The sequence below is a fragment of the Arsenophonus symbiont of Ornithomya chloropus genome (assembly GCF_964026495.1).
Lineage (GTDB): Bacteria > Pseudomonadota > Gammaproteobacteria > Enterobacterales > Enterobacteriaceae > Arsenophonus.
In genome coordinates this window covers 210,094-232,581 of record NZ_OZ032148.1, presented here as the reverse complement: position 1 = coordinate 232,581, position 22,488 = coordinate 210,094, and the positions used below count along the sequence as shown (strand labels likewise).

Annotated in this window: 14 protein-coding genes and 1 tRNA gene; 4 read left to right on the top strand and 11 right to left on the bottom strand. The window is 27.3% G+C overall.

Going from position 1 to position 22,488, the window contains the following annotated elements:
* Nucleotides 1-414: 414 nt before the first annotated feature.
* A complete protein-coding gene (bioH, locus tag ABNS14_RS00900) occupies nucleotides 415-1,200 on the bottom strand; it encodes a pimeloyl-ACP methyl ester esterase BioH (RefSeq protein WP_348666496.1) in 786 nt (261 codons plus the stop codon).
* 557 nt (nucleotides 1,201-1,757) lie between these two features.
* Here bioH and nfuA point away from each other — a divergent pair.
* Nucleotides 1,758-2,339 (top strand): Fe-S biogenesis protein NfuA, encoded by a 582-nt coding sequence (gene nfuA, locus ABNS14_RS00895; RefSeq protein WP_348666495.1) that lies wholly within the window; start codon nucleotides 1,758-1,760, stop codon nucleotides 2,337-2,339.
* A 285-nt stretch (nucleotides 2,340-2,624) separates the two neighbouring features.
* Here nfuA and pfkA read toward each other — a convergent pair whose 3' ends face one another.
* The gene (gene pfkA, locus ABNS14_RS00890) at nucleotides 2,625-3,602 is read right to left on the bottom strand and encodes a 6-phosphofructokinase (RefSeq protein ID WP_348666494.1); all 978 of its coding nucleotides are present in this window, start codon (nucleotides 3,600-3,602) and stop codon (nucleotides 2,625-2,627) included.
* A gap of 701 nt (nucleotides 3,603-4,303) precedes the next feature.
* Nucleotides 4,304-5,170: a YicC/YloC family endoribonuclease gene (locus ABNS14_RS00885; RefSeq protein WP_348666493.1), complete on the bottom strand. Its 867-nt coding sequence runs from the start codon at nucleotides 5,168-5,170 to the stop codon at nucleotides 4,304-4,306.
* Nucleotides 5,171-5,313: 143 nt separating this feature from the next.
* Here ABNS14_RS00885 and rph point away from each other — a divergent pair, with 143 nt between their 5' ends.
* Nucleotides 5,314-6,048 carry a ribonuclease PH gene (gene rph, locus ABNS14_RS00880; protein ID WP_348666492.1) on the top strand — a complete coding sequence of 245 codons (735 nt, stop codon included), beginning with the start codon at nucleotides 5,314-5,316 and terminating at the stop codon, nucleotides 6,046-6,048.
* 279 nt (nucleotides 6,049-6,327) lie between these two features.
* Here the strand turns inward: rph and dut are convergent, their stop codons facing one another.
* Complete coding sequence (gene dut, locus ABNS14_RS00875; protein ID WP_348666491.1) at nucleotides 6,328-6,783, bottom strand: dUTP diphosphatase; 456 nt, start codon at nucleotides 6,781-6,783, stop codon at nucleotides 6,328-6,330.
* Nucleotides 6,761-7,975, bottom strand: coding sequence for a bifunctional phosphopantothenoylcysteine decarboxylase/phosphopantothenate--cysteine ligase CoaBC (coaBC, locus tag ABNS14_RS00870; protein ID WP_348666490.1), 1,215 nt, complete (start codon nucleotides 7,973-7,975; stop codon nucleotides 6,761-6,763). Before coaBC ends, dut begins: the two co-directional genes overlap by 23 nt.
* A gap of 780 nt (nucleotides 7,976-8,755) precedes the next feature.
* Between coaBC and rpmB the strand changes: the two genes are divergently transcribed.
* Nucleotides 8,756-8,974, top strand: coding sequence for a 50S ribosomal protein L28 (gene rpmB / locus ABNS14_RS00865; protein ID WP_348666489.1), 219 nt, complete (start codon nucleotides 8,756-8,758; stop codon nucleotides 8,972-8,974).
* Between the two features lie 42 nt (nucleotides 8,975-9,016).
* Nucleotides 9,017-9,184, top strand: coding sequence for a 50S ribosomal protein L33 (rpmG, locus tag ABNS14_RS00860; protein ID WP_348666488.1), 168 nt, complete (start codon nucleotides 9,017-9,019; stop codon nucleotides 9,182-9,184).
* Between the two features lie 404 nt (nucleotides 9,185-9,588).
* Here rpmG and ABNS14_RS00855 read toward each other — a convergent pair.
* The 6 genes from ABNS14_RS00855 to rplJ form a co-directional block, all read right to left on the bottom strand.
* Nucleotides 9,589-9,661 (bottom strand) — tRNA-Glu (locus ABNS14_RS00855).
* 1,777 nt (nucleotides 9,662-11,438) lie between these two features.
* Nucleotides 11,439-12,443 carry a uroporphyrinogen decarboxylase gene (gene hemE, locus ABNS14_RS00850; protein ID WP_348666651.1) on the bottom strand — a complete coding sequence of 335 codons (1,005 nt, stop codon included), beginning with the start codon at nucleotides 12,441-12,443 and terminating at the stop codon, nucleotides 11,439-11,441.
* A 248-nt stretch (nucleotides 12,444-12,691) separates the two neighbouring features.
* Nucleotides 12,692-16,912, bottom strand: a complete 4,221-nt coding sequence (gene rpoC / locus ABNS14_RS00845) for a DNA-directed RNA polymerase subunit beta' (protein ID WP_348666487.1) — start codon at nucleotides 16,910-16,912, stop codon at nucleotides 12,692-12,694.
* A 126-nt stretch (nucleotides 16,913-17,038) separates the two neighbouring features.
* Nucleotides 17,039-21,067: a DNA-directed RNA polymerase subunit beta gene (gene rpoB, locus ABNS14_RS00840; RefSeq protein WP_348666486.1), complete on the bottom strand. Its 4,029-nt coding sequence runs from the start codon at nucleotides 21,065-21,067 to the stop codon at nucleotides 17,039-17,041.
* A 369-nt stretch (nucleotides 21,068-21,436) separates the two neighbouring features.
* Nucleotides 21,437-21,805: a 50S ribosomal protein L7/L12 gene (gene rplL, locus ABNS14_RS00835; RefSeq protein ID WP_348666485.1), complete on the bottom strand. Its 369-nt coding sequence runs from the start codon at nucleotides 21,803-21,805 to the stop codon at nucleotides 21,437-21,439.
* A 64-nt stretch (nucleotides 21,806-21,869) separates the two neighbouring features.
* Entirely contained in the window at nucleotides 21,870-22,364 is a 495-nt protein-coding gene (gene rplJ, locus ABNS14_RS00830) for a 50S ribosomal protein L10 (RefSeq protein WP_348666484.1), read from the bottom strand.
* Nucleotides 22,365-22,488 lie beyond the last annotated feature (124 nt).

Here is a 22,488-nt window from a genome sequence, read left to right as displayed (position 1 = left end):
CCAATAAAAATATTAGACATTGTACTAAATCGACTATTATATTAAATAACAATAGTCAAATAAACTTTTGATATAAATAAAATAACTTAAATGTCTATAAAATTACAGTTAATAATTTTAGCAAAAAAACATAAAAAATAATTTTTATTTATTTTACATTTAAAAATTATACAATAAAAATATAAAAAATAATAAAATATGATTGATGCAATTTTTTAAATAAAATATAAGAAAAACAGAATATTTAAATTCTCTTTTTAAAAATATCTAACTTTTGTTTACATAAACATTCAATATTATTAGTGTTTTTTATTAAAAAATTCATTGAGTGATATACTTTTAAAAAAGTGACCATCTTAAACACATAAAAAACCAAAAATAGTTTTATAAAAATAAAATTTTTATATACATCAGTTATATTGATAATTTTAATGAATCAGAAAAATCTATTAATAATCTAACAAATTTATATGGATGAGAAATAAAAGGTGCATGCGCAGCATGTTTCATTATAATAGAAAAAGATTTTGGTAACCATGTATCTATAATTGATGATATTTTTCTAGGTACTAAAGTATCTAAATCACCATAAATACGTAAAAAAGGTTTTTTAAAAGTCAATAAAGATTCTCTTAAATCAGTGTTTTGTAAAATTCTTAAACCTTTTTTTAAAACAGCTGAGGAAGGTAATGGTTGTTTTAAGATCAATAACTTCAATAATTTTATGTCTTCATCTACTTTTTTGCTATCTAATATTTGTAATTCAAGAAACCTTTCAATAGTATTATTAAAATCAAGTCTTAATTGTTGTTCGAAATTTTGAAGAATGATCGATTTAATACCAGGCCAATTATCTTTTTGAATAAAACAAGGAGAAGAAGCTACTGTTATTAAACCAGTTATTTCAGTTGAATACTTTAATGCAATCACACTAGCAATTAATCCACCTAATGACCAACCTAACCAAATAGACTGTTTCGGTGCATGTTCCCAAATAATTTCTGTCATTTCTTCTAATGAAAGAGGTGGAAACATATAATTACGACCATATCCTGGCAAATCAACAAAATGAAAACAAAAATTAGCACTAGATTCTACTTTAACAATAGTTCTCCAAACTTCTGAATTTAATCCCCACCCGTGCAATAAAACAACATTTTGTTTTCCTGTCCCAACCTTTTCCCAAAAAAAATTACTCATTTTTATTTTCTCTAAAATATAATATTATAAATTACTTTTTTATAATCACTAATTATGGATATTCAAAATTTATATACACCATTTTAATTTTTTTAAAAAAAATCATTCTTGTTTTGTCTTCATGCAGTATTCAAAACAAAAAATAATCTATTACACTTTTTAAAAATATGAAATTATTTATAATAATTATGATATATATAATATGTATTACTTCTAAATAATTTTAAATCAATATTATAAATATTCATAATACTTTCAATAGTTTTTATTTCATATAGCAATTTATTAATTTTAAATTGTTCAATATTTTTAATATTTATATAGTTATATTTTGATAAAATCTATCTATAAGCAATACTAATTATAATATGTAAGAATAATACATAAAAAATCATCAAAAATTACATTTTGTAATATTGTTTTATTAAAAAACAAATCTATATTTTTGTCATGTTTTGCATCAGATAAATATTAAATAATATTAAAAACTTGTAAAAATAAAATAAAATAACGTATAATTGATATAATAAAAAAATACTAAATATTAAATATAAATTATGATTAATATTACAAAAGCAGCACAAATACACTTCAGACAACTATTAGAAAAAAAAGAACCTGGTACACAAATTCGAATATTTGTTATTAATCCTGGAACTCCAACTGCTGAATGTGGTGTTTCTTATTATCCCAAAAATGCTATTGAAAAAAGTGATATCGAATTTAAATTCGATAAATTTTCAGCATACGTTGATAAAATTAGTCTTGCTTTTTTAAAAGAAGCAGAAATTGATTTGATAAAAGATCAAGTAGGATCGCAACTAACTATAACAGCGCCACATGCAAAAAAAAATAAAATTTTTGATAAATCTACTCCATTAACTGAAAGAATTAAATATTTTATAGAATTCCAAATTAATCCACAATTAGCGGGACATGGTGGGCATGTTTCATTAATAAAAATTAATAATGATGGATATGCAATTTTACAATTTGGTGGTGGATGTAATGGTTGCACAATGGTAACTTTTACCTTAAAAGAAAATATTGAAAAACAATTACTAAATATGTTTCCAAATGAATTAAAAGGTGTAAAAGATTTTACAGAACATCAACATGGTAATCACTCTTATTATTAAATAAAAATTAAATTAAAAAAAATTTAGCTCTATCTATTGAATTAATAAAAAAATTATTCCTAAGTAATGCACTGTTAAATAAAATAACAACGATTAAATTTATGAGACGAAATAACAATTATTTATTGTAATATTTTTATAATATATTACAAAAAAATATATTATAAATTAAATATTAAATTTTATAAATTATCAAAAATAAAATACATTTTGCAGTATGATAAAAACATTTGATAAAAACTAGATACTTTCAAAAACATATCAAAAAATAATGTAATAAAAAAATTAATAAAGTTTTTTTGCCATATCTAACCAATTTTTTTTAAAATGACGTTTCATATTCTTGACTACATCAATAATATCATGATGCACTAATTGATCATTCTGAATACCAACGCACCGATCACTATATCCTTCTAAAAGTAACTGAACAGAATAGGCTCCCATATGAGATGCAAGAACACGATCATTAGCTACTGGAGTCCCCCCCCGTTGAATGTGACCTAAAATAGTAGCTCTAGTTTCATGCTTTGTAGCTTTTTCAATATATTTTGCTAATTTGTTAACATCATAAATATCTTCTGTAATAGCTACAATAGCATGGCGTTTACCTTTAAGTAATCCAGATTTAATTTCCCTTAATAATTCTTCTTTATAAAAAGGTATTTCTGGTAATACTATAAACTCACAACCTCCGGCTATAGCTGCGGACAAAGTTAGATTACCACAATGACGACCCATTATTTCAACAATAGAAATACGTTTATGTGAAGTGGAAGTATCACGCAAACGATCAATTGCTTCAACAATTGTATCTAACGCTGTAAAATAACCGATAGTATAGTCAGTACCTGCAATATCATTATCGATGGTTCCAGGTAACCCAATACAAGAAATACCAGCTGCAATAATCAATTTTGCACCTTTATAAGAACCATCACCACCAATAATTACTAAAGCATCAATATCATGTTTTTTTATATTAACAATGGCTTGGTCTCTTATTTTTTTGCTATTTCGAAATTCTGGAAAACGAGCAGAACCTAAAAAAGTACCACCACGATTAATAATATCTGAAACACTAAAACAATCAAATTTTTTAATTCTATTTTCATAAAGTCCCATATAGCCATCATAAATACCGTACACTTCTAAACCTTCAGAAAGACCTGTCCTTACAACACTACGAATAGCAGCATTCATGCCAGGCGCATCACCACCACTAGTTAAAACACCAATTTTTTTTATTTTTGTTTGATTCATAGTGACCTTTAAAATAAAAAGTTATTTTTAATTTATAACATCAGATATTGATTTTTATCATAATTCCAATTGATTGTTTTTCTAGAAAGAAAAATAATGTTATTCAAATAAAAAATTTATTCATAAAAAATGTATACTTTTAAGTATTGAATTATGATATTAAATTTAATTTGAAATATTTTGTGATATTTTTAATATTATACATACATATATCTTATGTAAGATATACTAATAATATAATCAGATTTATATCTTACTATTAATATTGTAAACAAATACAAAAATATTATATAATAAATGATATATAGATTATATATATCATACAAATGATTATTTAATATCAATAAATTTAGTTAAATATTTTCTAAGATTATAAATCTTATTTAAAATGATTTATTTGATTAATATTATAATTAATCAAATTTTATAAAAAATATTGAAAAATAATTCTTATTTATTTTATGAAAAACATCAAGTTAATATATAATTTATAATTATTATGATATGAATCTTATAAAGATATAAAAATTATTTTTTATTGAATAAAAATAATTTTTTCTTATTTTTAAAAATTATATTTTCAATATTAAGTTTTTGAATAAAAAATATGATATCTCTTGAAGAGATAATAGTTTTTAAAAATTATATCAAAAAATAATTTATTTAAGTATTTCTTATTATCTTAAAATAGTGGCATTAAATCATTCAATATTTTGAATTTGCTCACGCATTTGTTCTACTAATACTTTTAATTCAATCGCAGAATTAGTAACTGCATAATTAATAGATTTTCCAGCCAATGTATTTACTTCACGATTAAACTCTTGCATTATGAAATCTAAACGACGACCAACAATTTTATGTTTGTTGAGAATATTACACGTCTCTATTACATGAGCTTCAATCCTATCAAGTTCTTCATCAATATCAATACGTTGAGCTAATATAATTATTTCTTGTGCTAAACGATTATCATCTATTTGAATTTCTGCCTCTTTTAACTTATTTAATAATCGTTTTTTTTGCAACTTTAAAATTTCAGGCATCCAAAGACGTATTTTTTTTATTTCTTGATAAACAGAATGTAAACGTTTTTCAATTAATGCTTTTAACTTTTTTCCTTCATTTTCACGATTATCAATCAAATTATCTAAAGCACATTCTAATTTTGTTAACAAATGAGAAGAAATAACATCTAAATTTTCTGTTTGAGTAACTATAATTCCAGGCCACCGAAGAATGTCTAATGGATTTATATTTCCTATATCAGCATATTTTTTTATTCTATTAACTATATTAATTATTTTTTTTGTTAATTTCATATTTAAAGTGAATTCATTTTGTTTATTATTGATATTCAATTTAAAATATAATTTGCATTCTACTTTTCCTCTTGTCAATCTTGCACGCAACCGATCACGAATAAATGGCTCTAAATTTTGAAAAATTTCAGGTAAAAAAACGCATATTTCAAGATACCGTTGATTCAAAGAGCGTATTTCCCAAACTGCATGTCCCCATTCATTTTTCACATCTAATCGTACAAAAGCTGTCATACTACGAATCATATATATTTTCCTTAAATAATCATGACGTTATTTAACAATAAATTTTAAATAACAGCATAACATAGGAATTTAATTTTTAAGAACGTATAATATTATATAATATTATTAAAAAAATATTATTTTTCACCATAGAGAGAAATACAATGCGTCCAGAAAATCGAAAACCTGAACAAGTGCGTCCTATTAAAATAACACGAGAATACAGCAAACATCCTGAAGGTTCTGTTTTTATTGAATTTGGTGATACTAAAGTATTATGTAATGCAACAATTACAGAAGGCGTTCCAAGATTTTTAAAAGGGCAATCACAAGGTTGGATAACAGCAGAATACGGCATGTTACCAAGAGCAACACATTATCGTAATATACGTGAAGCTACAAAAGGTAAACAGACTGGCCGTACTATGGAAATACAACGTCTTATTGCACGTGCTTTACGAGCTTCAGTTGATTTAAACCAATTATTTGAATATACTATTATATTAGATTGTGATGTAATTCAAGCTGATGGAGGCACCCGTACTGCTGCAATTTCTGGCGCTTATATTGCTTTATATGATGCATTGAATAAAATGTTAACAGAAAAAAAAATAAAAAACAATCCTCTTAAATTCATGGTTGCCGCAGTTTCTGTTGGAATTGTAAATGGTCAAGCTATATGTGACCTAGAATATAGTGAAGATTGTATAGCAGATACAGATATGAATATTGTTATGATGGATAACGGTAAAATGATTGAAGTACAAGGTACTGCTGAAGGAAAACCATTTAGTTACGATGAACTATTATTATTACTTTCTTTAGCAAAAAATGGTTTACAAAGTATTTTTCAAGCACAAAAAAAAGCAATAAAAAACAAACTTTATAATACATTTTAAATATAAACTAAATAATTAAACTTTTATTATATTTCATAAAAAATTAAAACTTATATTTTATAACATGATATTAATTTACCTTTCAATGAATTATGTAATTAAAATTTACATGAATTACAAATAATAACTACTTCAATGTTTATGAAAAATATTAAGATAACTGATCAAAAATTGCTTTTATTACTTTATCATTTTTTAATTTATTTTAAAATAGTAAAAAACTAATTCTACAATTTTATCAATAAAAATATCAATTACTTACATTTTGAAAAAAAATTATTAACAACCTGAATGACCAAAACCGTTGGTATTACGTTCTGTTTTTTGAAAATTTTCTACAATGATAAATTCTACTTGAACAATTGGTACAAAAACTATTTGTGCTAAACGTGCACCAGGTTTAATTATAAATGTTTTATTACCCCGATTCCAAACTGAAATCATTAATTCACCTTGATAATCAGAATCTATTAAACCAACTAAATTACCCAATACAATACCACTTTTATGACCTAAACCTGAACGAGGGAGAATTATTGCGGTTAGTTGTTTATCTGCAATATGTACTGCTAATCCAGTAGGCAATAACTTAGTTTTTCCTGGTTTAAGATAAAAAACTTTATCTATACAAGCTCGTAAATCTAATCCAGCAGAACCTTCTGTTGCGTAACTAGGCAATGGAAATATATCCCCTAAACGCATATCAAGAACTTTAATATTTATTTTTTTTTTCATAATGTTTAACTATCTCATTGAGTAAACGATGACCAAGCTCTAATTTATGACTATATGGTAAATACATTTCTTTGTCTTTCCAAAACAAATACAAAGCATTATTATCTGAATTAAAACCATGTGAAGATAATGAAATATCATTTGCACAAATAAGATCTAATTTTTTTTCTATACGTTTAATACGTGCATATTCTTTTATATTTTCTGTTTCTGCTGCAAAACCAACTACATAAGGACGATTTTTTATTAACTTACCAACACTAGCCACAATATCAGGATTTTTTACAAAGCTAAAAGTTATTTCATTTTTCTGCTGTTTAATTTTTTCTTCTTGAATTTTTTTTGGTCGATAATCACTTACTGCAGCACAACTAATAAAAATTTCTTTTTCATGAATTATACTATGTACTTGACGATACATATCTAATGCACTCACAACATTAATTCGTTCAACTCCTAAAGGCGTTGATAAATTAACTGGGCCACTGATTAGTGTAACTTGAGCACCTCGTTCTGCAGCTGCTTGAGCTATTGCAAAACCCATTTTTCCAGAACTATAATTGGTTATAAAACGCACTGGATCTATTTTTTCTTGTGTAGGACCTGCTGTAATAGCAAAATGTAATGTTGAAATATTTTTTTGATATTGTAAAGTATACTTGGCTAACTCACCTATTATCAAAGGATCTAACATTCTACCAGGTCCAATATCACCACACGCTTGATTACCTTCATCAGGACCCCAAACCAAAATATTGCGATCTTTAAGTATTCTTATATTCTGTTGAGTAATTTTAGCTTGATACATATTTTTATTCATCGCTGGTACCACAGCTATTTTTGCCTTTGAAGCTAGACAGATTGTTGTTAATAAATCATTTGCCATACCAATAGATAAACGAGCAACTAAATCTGCAGTTGCAGGAACTAAAATAATTAAATCTGCCCATTTCGCTAATTCAATATGATTAATTGTAGCATCTATACTAGAATTTAAAAAATCATCAACTACTGGATAATCAGAAACAGTCTGTAATGTTAATGATGTAATAAAAAATTTAGCAGAATGAGTCATTATCACTCTTACTTTTGCCCCATATCTACGTAAAAAACGAATTAATTCTGGTGTTTTATATGCTGCTATACTACCACTAATACCAATTATGATATGTTTATTGAGAAGTTCTTCCATTATTAGATATCCAAAGCAGATAATACGATTACTGAATATCCCATAAGTTCTTATTTAGCTTCTACCATCAAGTTATATACTATAAAGTTATATATTATATATATATTAACAATAATAAAATATTATTCTATATTTCTGTTCTATATTAATAAATAGAAATATAAATTTATAAATAAAAAAATGGTTTGTTTATTTTAATAGACTTTTATTTTATCAACTATTTATAATTTTTAGTAATTTTAATATTCATTTTTCAAAAAAATATAATATTTTTATAAAAATTATTTGTAACTATTCATTATTTAAGAAATAAATCAGAAAATTTATAAAAAAATCTTATAAAATTTTAAAAATTACAATACTGGTTAATATTATATAAAAAAATAAAAATATTGAGTAAATATTTTATTTTATTTTCTTTCTTGATAAATAAAAAATATTTTTTCACAAAATATCATTTTTAAAAAATGAATTTTAGTTGATTGAATAAAAATAAAATTCAGTATAATATTTTTTTAAAAAATATAATATTCTTTTTTAAAATTTATAATTTTACAAATTCTTTTTGTGGATAATTATTAAAAATGATTATTCAAATAACATATTTTTAAATTAAAACTTGAATAAAATATCAAAAAATATATAATATTTTGAATAAAAAATAAAACATCTGTTAAAATAAAAAAATTAATTCCATGAAATATTTTTTAGATATATAATAAAAAAATTACAAATCTTAAAAAACAAGTTAAAATAAGTTATTTAGAGGTGAAATAACAAATGTCACGAATTTGTCAAGTAACTGGGAAACGTCCGATGAGTGGAAATAATAGATCACATGCAATGAACGCAACTAAGCGTCGGTTCTTGCCAAACCTCCACTTTCATCGATTTTGGTTAGAATCTGAAAAACGTTTTATAAAACTTCGTGTATCCGCAAAAGGAATGCGTATAATTGATAAAAAAGGGATAGAAAATTTAATAAAAAAACAAACATAATTACGACCTCAATAATCCAATTAAAATTAAGAAAAACTCTAAATGGCAAAAAGTATTCGCAACAAAATAAAACTAGTGTCTTCTGAAAAAACAGGTCATTTTTATACTACAACAAAAAATAAACGTACGATGCCAGAAAAATTAACAATAAAAAAATTTGATCCTATTGTACGTAAACATGTTCTTTATACAGAATCAAAAATTAAATAATTAGAATAATCATGTAATTTTTATCTATTTTACTAAAAAAATATTTTTAAAATCTACATATTATAAAATATATGTATCTTTATGATTTTAAACAAAAAAATATCCTCCCTAGTTCTTAATAAAATTATCTAAGAAATTATTTGGAAATTATTTGATCATAAGAATATCAGCATTAAAAAATAAAAATCTACATTAACTAACTAAAAATATATTGATATCCATCAAATGAATATCTATTTTAAAAAAAATCTATTATTTTAATATGCATGCACCTTTTATTAATGAAAAAATAAAATTAGAATTGTTATAAAAATTAATAATATACTTTATTTTCAGTATTTTTAAAAAAAAATCAATAAAAATAAAATAATTTTGATAATATTTTTTATTATAATAAGTTTTAGCGTCCCCTAGGGGATTCGAACCCCTGTTACCGCCGTGAAAGGGCGAGGTCCTGGGCCTCTAGACGAAGGGGACATAAAAAAAGTTTAAAAACTACAAAATTTTTAAAAAAATTTACGTAAAACATATCATATCTTAATAAAATAATATTTTACAAACATGAGTTTTCAATAACCTTAAATTTATTTAACAAAAATATTTTTTATTATTAAAATTAATCAAAACGTTTTCATCAAAATTCTTAGTTAATAAAATTTTGATTATGAATCAATATTACTTTAAAATAGAATAATAAATTTTTTTTATTTCAGTAATTTTAAAATATGGAAACTTATCAAAACTTTATTCTAATTTACTATTATCTTCTGGTCAAATAAAATAATGATTTAAATAATACTAGCTAGTTAAAATAAATTTATAAAAAGTATATCATAAGTAAAATAAATCATTACATAATTATAATATTAATAAAAAATAATCTCCATAAAATCACCTTTTAAAAATATTGTGAGTCTTTATTCTGTATCAAAAAATCCATGCAATATAAAAATATTATTAAAAAAATATTAACATTAAATAATCTTTACAAAAAAATAATATAATCATTTTCATAAAGTTTAATATTTTATTACTTGATTTTTTGATTCATAAAATCTTTTATACTGAACTTACAAAGTTTTAATTAAAGAAATTTTTAAAAATAATGTTAATTATAACATTTTCTTTGCAAAACATTATATTTCACCACATTACTTTAAAATATTTCTATTATTATTTAAATCATAAAAAATATAATATCATACGATATAAAATCATTTATAAAAAATACAAAATTTTTATTTTTTATAAAAATATAAATACTTCAATAATATGAAGAATAATAAAAAAGCTTAATAAATTTAATTATGCATATAAAAATATTTTTCATATTTATTTTTATTACACTTAAATAAAACTACAAGTTTAGAAAAATAATGAAAAAATACACATATATTTTTATATTATAAATTTTTAGTTACACATTAAAAAATATTTATATGTAAATTGTAACTATTAATAAAATAATATGTAATTTACAAAATATTTATTATTATCTTTTAAAAGATTACCCTATTTTATTTTATTACACAAATAAAACCATATATTATTATTTATTACATAACGTTAATAAAAATTAAGAATTGATAACATCAATAAAACTAATTTTTAACTTGTATCTTTAAAAATATTAAAAAATGTCATTTATTTTATTGATAGATCATTAATAATGATTGATAATATTCACATAAGAAATCAAATATTTATTTATTTTTTTACGTTATATTTTTATAATTAAGTATTTAAAGTAATATACCTTTAAAATTCAAAATATTAAACTTTTTTATAAAAAATTTTAATATTTAATGTTTTTACTACAAGAAAATATTGATATTAAAAAAAATCTTCAAAACAAATTTAAAAAAAATCAAAAAAAATTCTAGAAGAAATTCAAAATATTGCTATATAATAATTTAAATTTCCTTTAAAGTAACAAAGTAATTATTTTAATATAATCATATAAAATGGTCCATAAATAATAATTTTCATAATAAAATTAGTAAAAAATATTTACAAAAGATAATCTATTAAAAACACAAAAAATACAAATTAGCATTTCGTAAATATAATTTTACAAATAATAAATAAAATCGTTTAAAAATATCAGATATAAAAAAATTAAAAATTCAAAAATAAACAACTATTTATATCAATAAAAAATATTACTTAATATAGTTTTCTATCTTATTAAAAGCAAAAAATAATTATTTATACAAAATCTTATTATACTGTTAATAAACATTTTATAATTTAATTAGTGATATTGTTTGGATAACTCATGAACTAAATGAACAAAAATGTTTATATTGTTAATCATAATATCTTGATTAATTCCATGACCTAAACTAAAAACATGTCCGCTACCCTGACCAAATTTTTTTAAAATCATTGCAACTTCACGCTCAATACGTTCTGATGAGGCATATAATATCGCAGGATCCATATTACCCTGCAAAGCTACTTGATTTCCTACACGAGAACGTGCATTATCTATACTCGTCATCCAATCAATGCTTAATGCATCACAACCCGTCATTGCCATTAATTCTAACCATTGTCCACCACCTTTAGTAAATAAAGTAATTGGCACTTTGTATCCATTATATTTACGATGTAAACTATCAATAATTTGTTGAATATAATATAATGAAAATTCATTATACGCAGACTTTGTCAATACCCCACCCCAAGTATCAAAAATCATGATTGACTGAACTCCTGCTTCTATTTGAGCATTAAGATAAAGAATAACAGTTTTAGCTAATTTATCCAATAAAACATGTAATATTTTAGGTTCCATATACATCATTTTTTTTATATAACTAAAACTTTTACTGCTTCTTCCCTCTACCATATAAGTTGATAATGTCCATGGGCTACCAGAAAAACCTATTAATGGTACCCGACCATTAAGTGCTTTCAGAACGGCACGTACAGCATTTATGACATAACCCAACTCTTGTTCAGGATCAAGAATAGGTAATTTATTAATATCAGAAAAATTACGAATAGGACGTTCAAAAATAGGACCCTGTTTTTTTGAAAAATAAAGACCTAAACCCATCGCATCTGGAATAGTTAAAATATCTGAAAAGAGGATTGCAGCATCTAATGGAAAATGAGAAAAGGGTTGCAATGTTACTTCACAAGCTAAATCCGGATTTTTACATAATGATAAAAATCCACCCGCTTTTTTACGAATTTTTTGATATTCAGGTAAATAACGTCCGGCTTGACGCATCATCCATATTGGAGTCATGTCAACAGGTTGTTTTAATAATGCACGTATATAACGATCATTTTTTAAGCGCAAAAAGTAAACTCCATAAAATTATATTTCCTTTTTATTAAATTTTATTAATATTTTATATAATCATCACAAATATAAAATATTATTATATAAATCTGATTTGTATAAATAATATTAAATACATATTCATAATACAAATTTTTAAACCTTTAATAAAAAATAATTATCAAAAAATACAATATACAATATAATCACTTTTATAAAATATCTTTATTAGAAAATCCAGCATTTAGTAGCTCTGCTAAATTAGCAGTTGCTTCATCAACAGTCACTTGTTGTTGTGATGATTGATTAGGTTTACGACGACGAAGTCTTCTATCTTGATGATATGCATATCCTGTACCTGCAGGAATCAATCGACCAACAATCACATTTTCTTTTAAACCACGTAGTTCATCTTGTTTACCAGCAACCGCTGCTTCAGTAAGAACACGCGTTGTTTCTTGAAATGATGCAGCAGAAATAAAAGACTCTGTCGCTAAAGAAGCTTTAGTAATTCCTAATAAATCACGATTAAAAGTTGCAATGTTTTTACCTTCTGCTTTTAATTTTCGGTTAGCTATTTTAACACGTGCATACTCAACTTGTTCACCAGCTAAAAACTCAGAGTTACCAACATCAACTATTGTGACCTTACGTAACATTTGACGAACAATAACTTCAATATGTTTATCGTTAATTTTTACACCTTGCAAACGATAAACTTCTTGTACTTCATTAGTAATATAACGTGCTACAAAGTGAGTACCACGCAAACGCAAAATATCATGTGGAGATTCTGGACCATCAGAAATTACATCACCACGTTCAACTCTTTCACCTTCAAAAACATTAAGTTGACGCCATTTAGGAATCATTTCTTCATATGGTTCACCACCAGACAACGGCATAATTACTAAACGACGTTTACCTTTAGTTTCTTTACCAAAAGAAATAATACCGGTAATTTCAGCTAAAATAGCAGCTTCTTTTGGTCTCCTTGCTTCAAAAAGATCTGCAACACGTGGTAATCCCCCAGTGATATCCTTAGTTCCTCCAGATTCTTGTGGAATACGAGCTAATGTATCACCAATATTAATGATTGCACCATCATCCAATTGAATAATTGCTTTACCAGGCAAGAAATATTGCGCAGACATTTCAGTCCCAGGGATCAATACATCATTCCCTTTTTTATCAACAATACGGAGTGCAGGACGTAAATCTTTACTACCAGTAGGGCGTTCAGCAGTATCTAAAATGACAATAGATGATAAACCAGTTAACTCATCTGTCTGACGTATAATAGATTGCCCATCTGACATATCAGAAAAACGAATAATACCAGAAACCTCACTGATAACAGACATAGTATGTGGATCCCAATTAGCAATTATTTCACCGCTATTTACTGAATCACTATTATCTTTATTAAGTTGAGCACCATAAGGTACTTTATAACTCTCTTTTGTTCTTCCAAATTCATCCACTACTCGAACTTCTGTATTACGAGAAGTAATTACTAAATTACCTGCAATATTTTTTACAAATTTAGCATTAACTAATTTAATATTACCTCTATTGCGTACCTGAATACTAGATTCAGAAGCATCACGTGATGCAGCACCACCAATATGAAATGTTCGCATTGTCAATTGTGTACCTGGTTCACCAATCGATTGTGCAGCAATAACACCCACGGCTTCACCTTTATTAATAATATGACCACGTGCTAAATCACGCCCATAACATTTTGCACAAACACCAAAATCAGTATCGCAACTTACAACAGATCGAACTTTAACACTATCAATAGAATTTGCTTCTAATTCATCACATCCTTGTTCACTTAATAAAGTATTACGAGGTATTAAAATATCAGCTTTACCAGGTATTAATATATCTTCTGCTGTCACTCTTCCTAACACACGTTCGCGCAAAGGTTCTTTAACATCACCACCTTCAATTACTGGTGTCATTAAAATACCATCATGAGTTCTACAGTCATCTTCAGTAACCACTAAATCTTGAGCAACATCAACCAAACGACGAGTTAAATACCCTGAATTTGCTGTCTTTAATGCTGTATCAGCTAACCCTTTACGAGCACCATGAGTAGAAATAAAATATTGCAATACATTTAAACCTTCGCGAAAATTAGCTGTGATTGGTGTTTCAATAATTGAACCATCTGGTTTTGCCATCAAACCGCGCATACCAGCTAACTGACGTATTTGAGCAGCAGATCCACGAGCACCAGAATCAGACATCATAAAAATATTATTAAATGAAACCTGTTTCTCATTTTTTCCAAAACGATTCATAACTGTTTCAGTTGATAAATTTTCCATCATTGCTTTTGCAACACGCTCATTAGCAGCAGCCCAAATATCAATTACTTTATTATAACGTTCTCCAGCAGTTACTAAACCAGATTGAAACTGTTGCTGAATTTCTGCAACTTCAGATTCAGCTTCTGCAACAATACTAACTTTTGTATCAGGTATAATCATATCATCAATACCAACAGAAGCACCAGAACGTGTAGCATATGCAAATCCAGTATACATGATTTGATCAGCAAAAATCACAGTTGGTTTTAATCCTAAAATACGATAACAAGTATTTAACATTTTTGAGATTGCTTTTTTACCTAATGTTTGATTTACTAAAGAATATGGTAAACCCTGAGGAACTATCATCCATAAAATAACTCGACCAATTGTAGTATCAATTAACTGAGTGATATCTTTTATATTATTGTTATCTAGTAATTTTTCTGTTATACGTACTTTGACTCTAGCATTTAATGATGCAAATCCTGTACGATAAACTCTTTCTGCTTCTTGAGGTCCAGATAAAATCATACCTTCACCTTTCGCATTAACACAATCACGAGTCATATAATATAAACCAAGAACCACGTCTTGTGACGGAACAATGATAGGTTCTCCACTTGCTGGAGATAAAATATTATTTGTTGACATCATTAAAGCACGAGCCTCTAATTGAGCCTCTACAGTTAAAGGAACATGAACTGCCATTTGATCACCATCAAAATCAGCATTATAAGCAGCACAAACTAATGGATGTAACTGAATTGCTTTACCCTCAATTAAAATAGGTTCAAATGCTTGAATTCCAAGACGATGCAATGTTGGAGCCCGATTCAGCATAACTGGGTGTTCTCGAATAACCTCATCTAAAATATCCCAAACAACAGATTCTTCTCGTTCAACCATTTTTTTTGCTGCTTTAATTGTTGTTGCTAATCCACGTAACTCTAATTTACCATAAATAAATGGCTTAAATAATTCTAATGCCATTCTTTTAGGTAAACCACATTGATGCAATCGTAGATAAGGACCAACCGTAATTACAGAACGTCCAGAATAATCAACACGTTTACCAAGTAAATTTTGACGAAAACGTCCTTGTTTGCCTTTAATCATATCAGATAAAGATTTTAAAGGACGTTTATTCGAACCAGTAATGGCTCGTCCTCGACGACCATTATCTAACAATGCATCAACTGCTTCTTGTAACATTCTTTTTTCATTACGCACAATGATATCAGGTGCAGATAAATCTAATAATCGCTTTAAGCGATTATTTCTATTAATTACACGACGATACAAATCATTCAAATCAGAAGTTGCAAAACGACCACCATCTAATGGAACTAATGGGCGCAAATCTGGAGGTAATACAGGAAGCACATTTAAAATCATCCATTCAGGTTTATTATCAGATTGAATAAAAGCTTCTAATAACTTAATACGCTTAGTCAATTTTTTTCGTTTAGTTTCAGAATTAGTAACATTAAATTCTTCACGTAAAGTATCACATTCTTTTTCTAAATTAAGATTTTTTAGTAAAGATTGAATTGCTTCTGCACCCATTTTAGCATCAAATTCATCACCAAATTCTTCTAAAGCATCAAGATATTGGTCTTCACTTAAAATTTCTCCAGATTCTAAACTTGTCATACCTCCTTCAATAACTACATAAGATTCAAAATAAAGAACACGCTCAATATCACGCAACGGCATATCAAGTAAAAGACCAATACGTGACGGTAATGATTTTAAGAACCAAATATGTGCTGTTGGTGATGCTAGTTCAATATGCCCCATTCTTTCTCGACGTACTTTACTTTGCGTAACTTCAACACCACATTTTTCACAAATTACACCTCGATGTTTTAATCTTTTATATTTACCACATAAACATTCATAATCTTTTACTGGTCCAAAAATACGTGCACAAAAAAGACCGTCACGTTCAGGTTTGAAAGTCCGATAATTAATAGTTTCTGGTTTTTTTACTTCACCAAATGACCAAGAACGAATCATGTCTGGAGAAGCTAAAGTAATTTTAATCGCATCAAATTCTTCAATTTTAGTCTGTGCTTTTAGAAATTTTAATAAATCTTTCACGGAATGGGCTCCTATCGGAGTTAAACCTGCTAGGAAGTAGACTTAAAAAATCACTTCCTCCTTAAAAAACTAACGACAATAATTTACAGGAAAAAACATTTAAAAAAAACTTTACTATATCAATCATTAGTCATCTTCCAGATCAATATTAATACCTAATGAACGAATCTCTTTCAGTAATACATTGAAAGATTCCGGCATACCTGGTTCCATCTGATGATTACCATCTACGATATTTTTATACATCTTCGTACGTCCATTAACATCATCAGATTTAACTGTAAGCATTTCTTGCAAAGTATAAGCAGCACCATATGCTTCTAAAGCCCAAACTTCCATTTCACCAAAACGTTGACCACCAAATTGGGCTTTACCACCCAAAGGTTGTTGAGTAACTAAACTATAAGAACCTGTTGAACGTGCATGCATTTTATCATCAACCAAATGATTTAATTTTAACATATACATATAACCAACAGTTACTTGACGTTCAAATTTTTCACCAGTACGTCCATCATACAAAGTGATTTGACCAGAAGTGTGCAATTCTGCTAAAGTTAATAATTCTTTGATTTCTTTTTCTTTCGCACCATCAAAAACTGGAGTAGCAATCGGCATACCTTTTTTTAAATTATTTGCTAATCGTAAAACCTCTTCATCTGAAAAAGTATTTAAATCAATTTTTTGACGAGGATCATCTCCTAGATTATAAGCTTTTTGAATAAAATTGCGTATTTTTTTCACTTCTTGTTGTTCTTTTAGCATTATATTGATTTTATCACCAATACCTTTAGCGGCCATACCCAAATGCGTTTCTAAAATCTGTCCTATATTCATACGAGATGGCACACCCAATGGATTTAAAACTATATCAACAGGATTACCATATCGATCATATGGCATATCTTCAACAGGATTAATTTTTGAAATAACTCCTTTATTACCGTGTCGACCAGCCATTTTATCACCTGGTTGAATTTGACGTTTTACTGCCAAATATACTTTAACAATTTTTAATACTCCAGGTGCTAATTCATCACCTTGAGTAATCTTACGACGTTTAGCATCTAATTTTTTTTCAAACTTTGCTTTAAGCTCATTATATTGTTCCGTTAGTTGCTGCAATTCATGTTGTCTTTCTTTATTTTTTAAAGAGATTTTTAACCAACTCAAATATGGTAATTTCTTTAATTCATCTTTTTCAATACCATCAGCAATTAACACTGTTCGTATACGAGCAAATAAGCCTGATTCAAAAATACGTAATTCTTCTGTTAAATCTTTTTTTACATCCCGTAATTGCATTTTTTCAATTTCTAAAGCACGTTTATCTTTCTCTACACCATCACGAGTAAAAACTTGCACATCAATAACTGTTCCAGATACACCATTTGGTACTCGTAATGAAGAATCTTTAACATCAGAAGCTTTTTCTCCAAAAATTGCACGCAATAATTTTTCTTCTGGAGTTAATTGAGCTTCACCTTTTGGTGTTACTTTACCAACTAAAATGTCACCACCATTAACTTCAGCACCAATATATACGATACCTGATTCATCTAATTTAGATAATGCAGCTTCACCAACATTAGGAATATCTGCAGTAATTTCTTCAGGACCTAACTTAGTATCACGAGAAATACAAGCTAACTCTTGAATATGAATAGTGGTAAAGCGATCTTCCTGTACTACTCTTTCAGAAATCAAAATAGAATCTTCAAAGTTATAACCATTCCATGGCATAAATGCAACACGCATATTCTGACCAAGTGCTAATTCACCTAAATCTGTTGATGGACCATCAGCCAAAACATCACCCCGATCAATAAATTCACCTAAAGAAACACATGGGATCTGATTAATACAAGTATTTTGATTAGAACGTGTATATTTAGTTAAATTATAGATATCAATACCAGCTTCACCTGGATAACTTTCGTCTTCATGTACTTTTATTACAATACGTGAAGCATCGACATATTGTACTTTTCCTCCACGTTTTGCCACCACTGTTACTCCTGAATCAACAGCAACAGCGCGCTCCATACCGGTACCGACTAATGGCTTATCAGCGCGCAAAGTTGGCACTGCTTGACGCTGCATATTCGCACCCATTAATGCACGATTTGCATCATCATGTTCAAGAAATGGAATCAATGAAGCTCCGACAGAAACGATCTGTTGGGTAGAAACATCCATATATTCAACTTGATCACGATTAAATAGACTAGATTCACCTTTATTACGACAAGTAATTAATTCTTCTAAAAATCTACCATTATCATCTAACACAGTATTTGCCTGAGCAATAATATTATTACCTTCTTCAATAGCTGATAAATATTGAATTTCATTAGTAACTACACCATTCTTCACTAAACGATAAGGTGTTTCTAAAAAACCATATTCATTTGTTTGTGCATATACAGACAACGAATTAATGAGACCAATATTTGGACCTTCAGGTGTTTCAATTGGACAAACACGACCGTAATGAGTTGGGTGTACATCACGTACCTCAAATCCTGCTCGTTCGCGTGTAAGTCCACCAGGGCCTAATGCAGAAATACGACGTTTATGAGTAATTTCAGAAAGTGGGTTATTTTGATCCATAAATTGAGATAATTGACTTGAACCAAAGAATTCTTTTATCGCAGCAGAAATTGGCTTAGGATTAATCATATCTTGAGGCATTAGAGATTCGAGATCTCCTAAAGATAAGCGTTCTTTAACTCCACGCTCAACACGTACTAAACCGATTCGAAATTGATTTTCAGCCATTTCGCCAACTGAACGCACACGTCGATTACCTAAATGATCAATATCATCAACTTCACCTTTACCATTACGAATACCAATAAGTTTCTTCATGACATCAATAATATCTTGTTGACTTAAGATATTTAATCCTGTAATTCTAGTACGATCCAAAGATCGATTAAATTTCATTCTTCCTACAATAGAAAGATCATAACGATCTTCAGAAAAAAACAAATTTTCAAACAAATTTTCTGCTGCTTCACGAGTAGGTGGCTCACCTGGTCTCATCATACGATAAATTTCAATTAATGCACTTAAACGATCATTAGTCGGATCAATACGTAGAGTTTCTGAAATATATGCACCATGATCTAAATCATTTGTGAACAACGTATCAATATTTTGATAACCTGCTTTTTTTAAACGTGTTAATAAATCTAACGAAACTTCTGTATTAGCTTTACAAATTAATTCACCAGTATTTTCATTAATATAATCTTTCGCGATAACTTTTCCTAAAATATATTCAAAAGGAACTTTGATAAGTTTAATTTTATCATTTTCTAAATCACGAATATGGCGTATAGTAATACGTCTGCCTTTTTCAACATATATTTTATCATTTGCTGTAATATTAAAAGAAGCTGTTTCTCCACGTAAACGTTCAGGTATTAATTGCATAAATAATTTATCTTCATGAAATTCAAAAATAATTTTTTCAAAAAAAATATTAAGTATTTCATTTGTATTATAATTCATTGCACGTAGAATAATTGTTGCAGGCAATTTACGACGACGATCAATACGTACGAAAAGATTATCTTTTGGATCAAATTCAAAATCTAGCCATGAACCACGATAAGGAATAATACGAGCGTTATATAATACTTTACCAGAAGAATGAGTTTTACCTTTATCACTATCAAAAAATACACCAGGGCTGCGATGTAATTGAGATACAACAACGCGCTCCGTTCCATTAATAATAAATGTACCATTTGCTGTCATAAGTGGAATTTCACCCATATAAACTTCTTGTTCTTTGATATCCTTCACCGTACCTTGTGGTGCTTCACGTTCATAAATAATCAGACGTAATTTAACTCGAAGAGGCGCAGAATAAGTAACACCACGAATTTGACATTCTTTAACATCAAAAATAGGTTCACCAAGACGGTAACTAACATACTGTAATTCAGCATTACCACTGTAACTCTGAATGGGAAATACAGAATGAAATGCTGCTTCAAGACCATTCTGTTTTTTAAAATCTTTTTTAATAAACTTAGCGAACGAATTGAGTTGAATAGATAACAGATAAGGTACATCCAAAACTTGTGGACGTTTACCAAAATCTTTACGAATACGTTTTTTTTCAGTATAGGAGTAAACCATAGGGTTCCTCGTTTGCTAATTAGTTATCAACTGTGTCCTAAAAGACAACATCTACAGTATTATCTATTTTTTATACAATAGATAATATTTTATAATATTCATGTTATTAATTGTGAATTATTTTACTATATGTGTATTATATTTTTTTTATATTATATAAATAAATAAAAAAGTATAACAAAAAATGACAATATAGTATATTTAATTATTAATAGCAAAAGAGATTAAAAAGATAATAAAGTACTATTAATAAAAATAAATTCTGTTTTATTTATATCTTTAATATATTGTATATAGCAAAAAAGCTGGTGATTAAAAATCACCAGCTGTCGGCCTTATAAAATACAGACTGCGAATTTAAAACAAAATTTATTTAATCTCAACAACAGCCCCAACTTCTTCTAAGGTTTTTTTTAAAGTTTCAGATGCCTCTTTAGTTATTCCTTCTTTAATTGTAACTGGTGCTGATTCTACCATATCTTTCGCTTCTTTGAGTCCCAATCCTGTTGCACTGCGCACGGCTTTAATCACTGATACTTTATTACTCCCGATAGCGGATAAAATAACATCAAATTCAGTTTTTTCTTCAATAATTTGGGTAGCAGTACCAGAAGTAACCGCAACTGTTTCTGCAGAAGAAACACCAAATTTTTCTTCCATCATACTGATCAGTTCCATAACATCTTTTACGGACATGTTTGAAACTGCATCAAGAATTTGTTCTTTAGTTAAAGACATAATAAAAGGGTTCCTGAAATTTATAAAATTTTTATACGTTTAATAAAAAATTAAACATAATTTTTTATCGTTTTTTCTTATCACATATTAAGATCATAATACGAATTAATTTACCTATAGAAATTTCTTTCATGATTAATATTAAAGATTTAATCACTTCTTCATAAGTTTGAAGACTTGCCAAACGATCAATTTGGTTACCTGCAATAAATTCACCTTCAAAAGCCGCTGCTTTAATTTGAAATATTGGATTTTCTTTTATGAATTCTTTAAATAAACGAGCCGCTGCACCTGGATGTTTTGTAGAAAAAGCAATTAAAGTCGGACCAACTAATACTTTTTTAAGACAATCATAATTGGTACCTTCAAAAGCACGATATATTAATGTATTGCGAACAACATGAAGATACACCCCAGATTTACGACATACTTTACGAAGTTTGGTTATTTTATTAACAGATATACCACAAGAATTCGCAATCACTGCAGACAAAGAATCCTTGGCTAATTTACTAATTTCAGCAACAATCATTTTTTTGTCTTGAAGAGTAATTCCCATGAAATTTTACTCCTGGATTTAACGGGTGATCCCGGGATTTGGATATCTCTAACAATATTTTATATGTTTTAGTATTATATGGTAAGAAAAATCAAAAAATTAATATCATCTTTCTACAATCTAA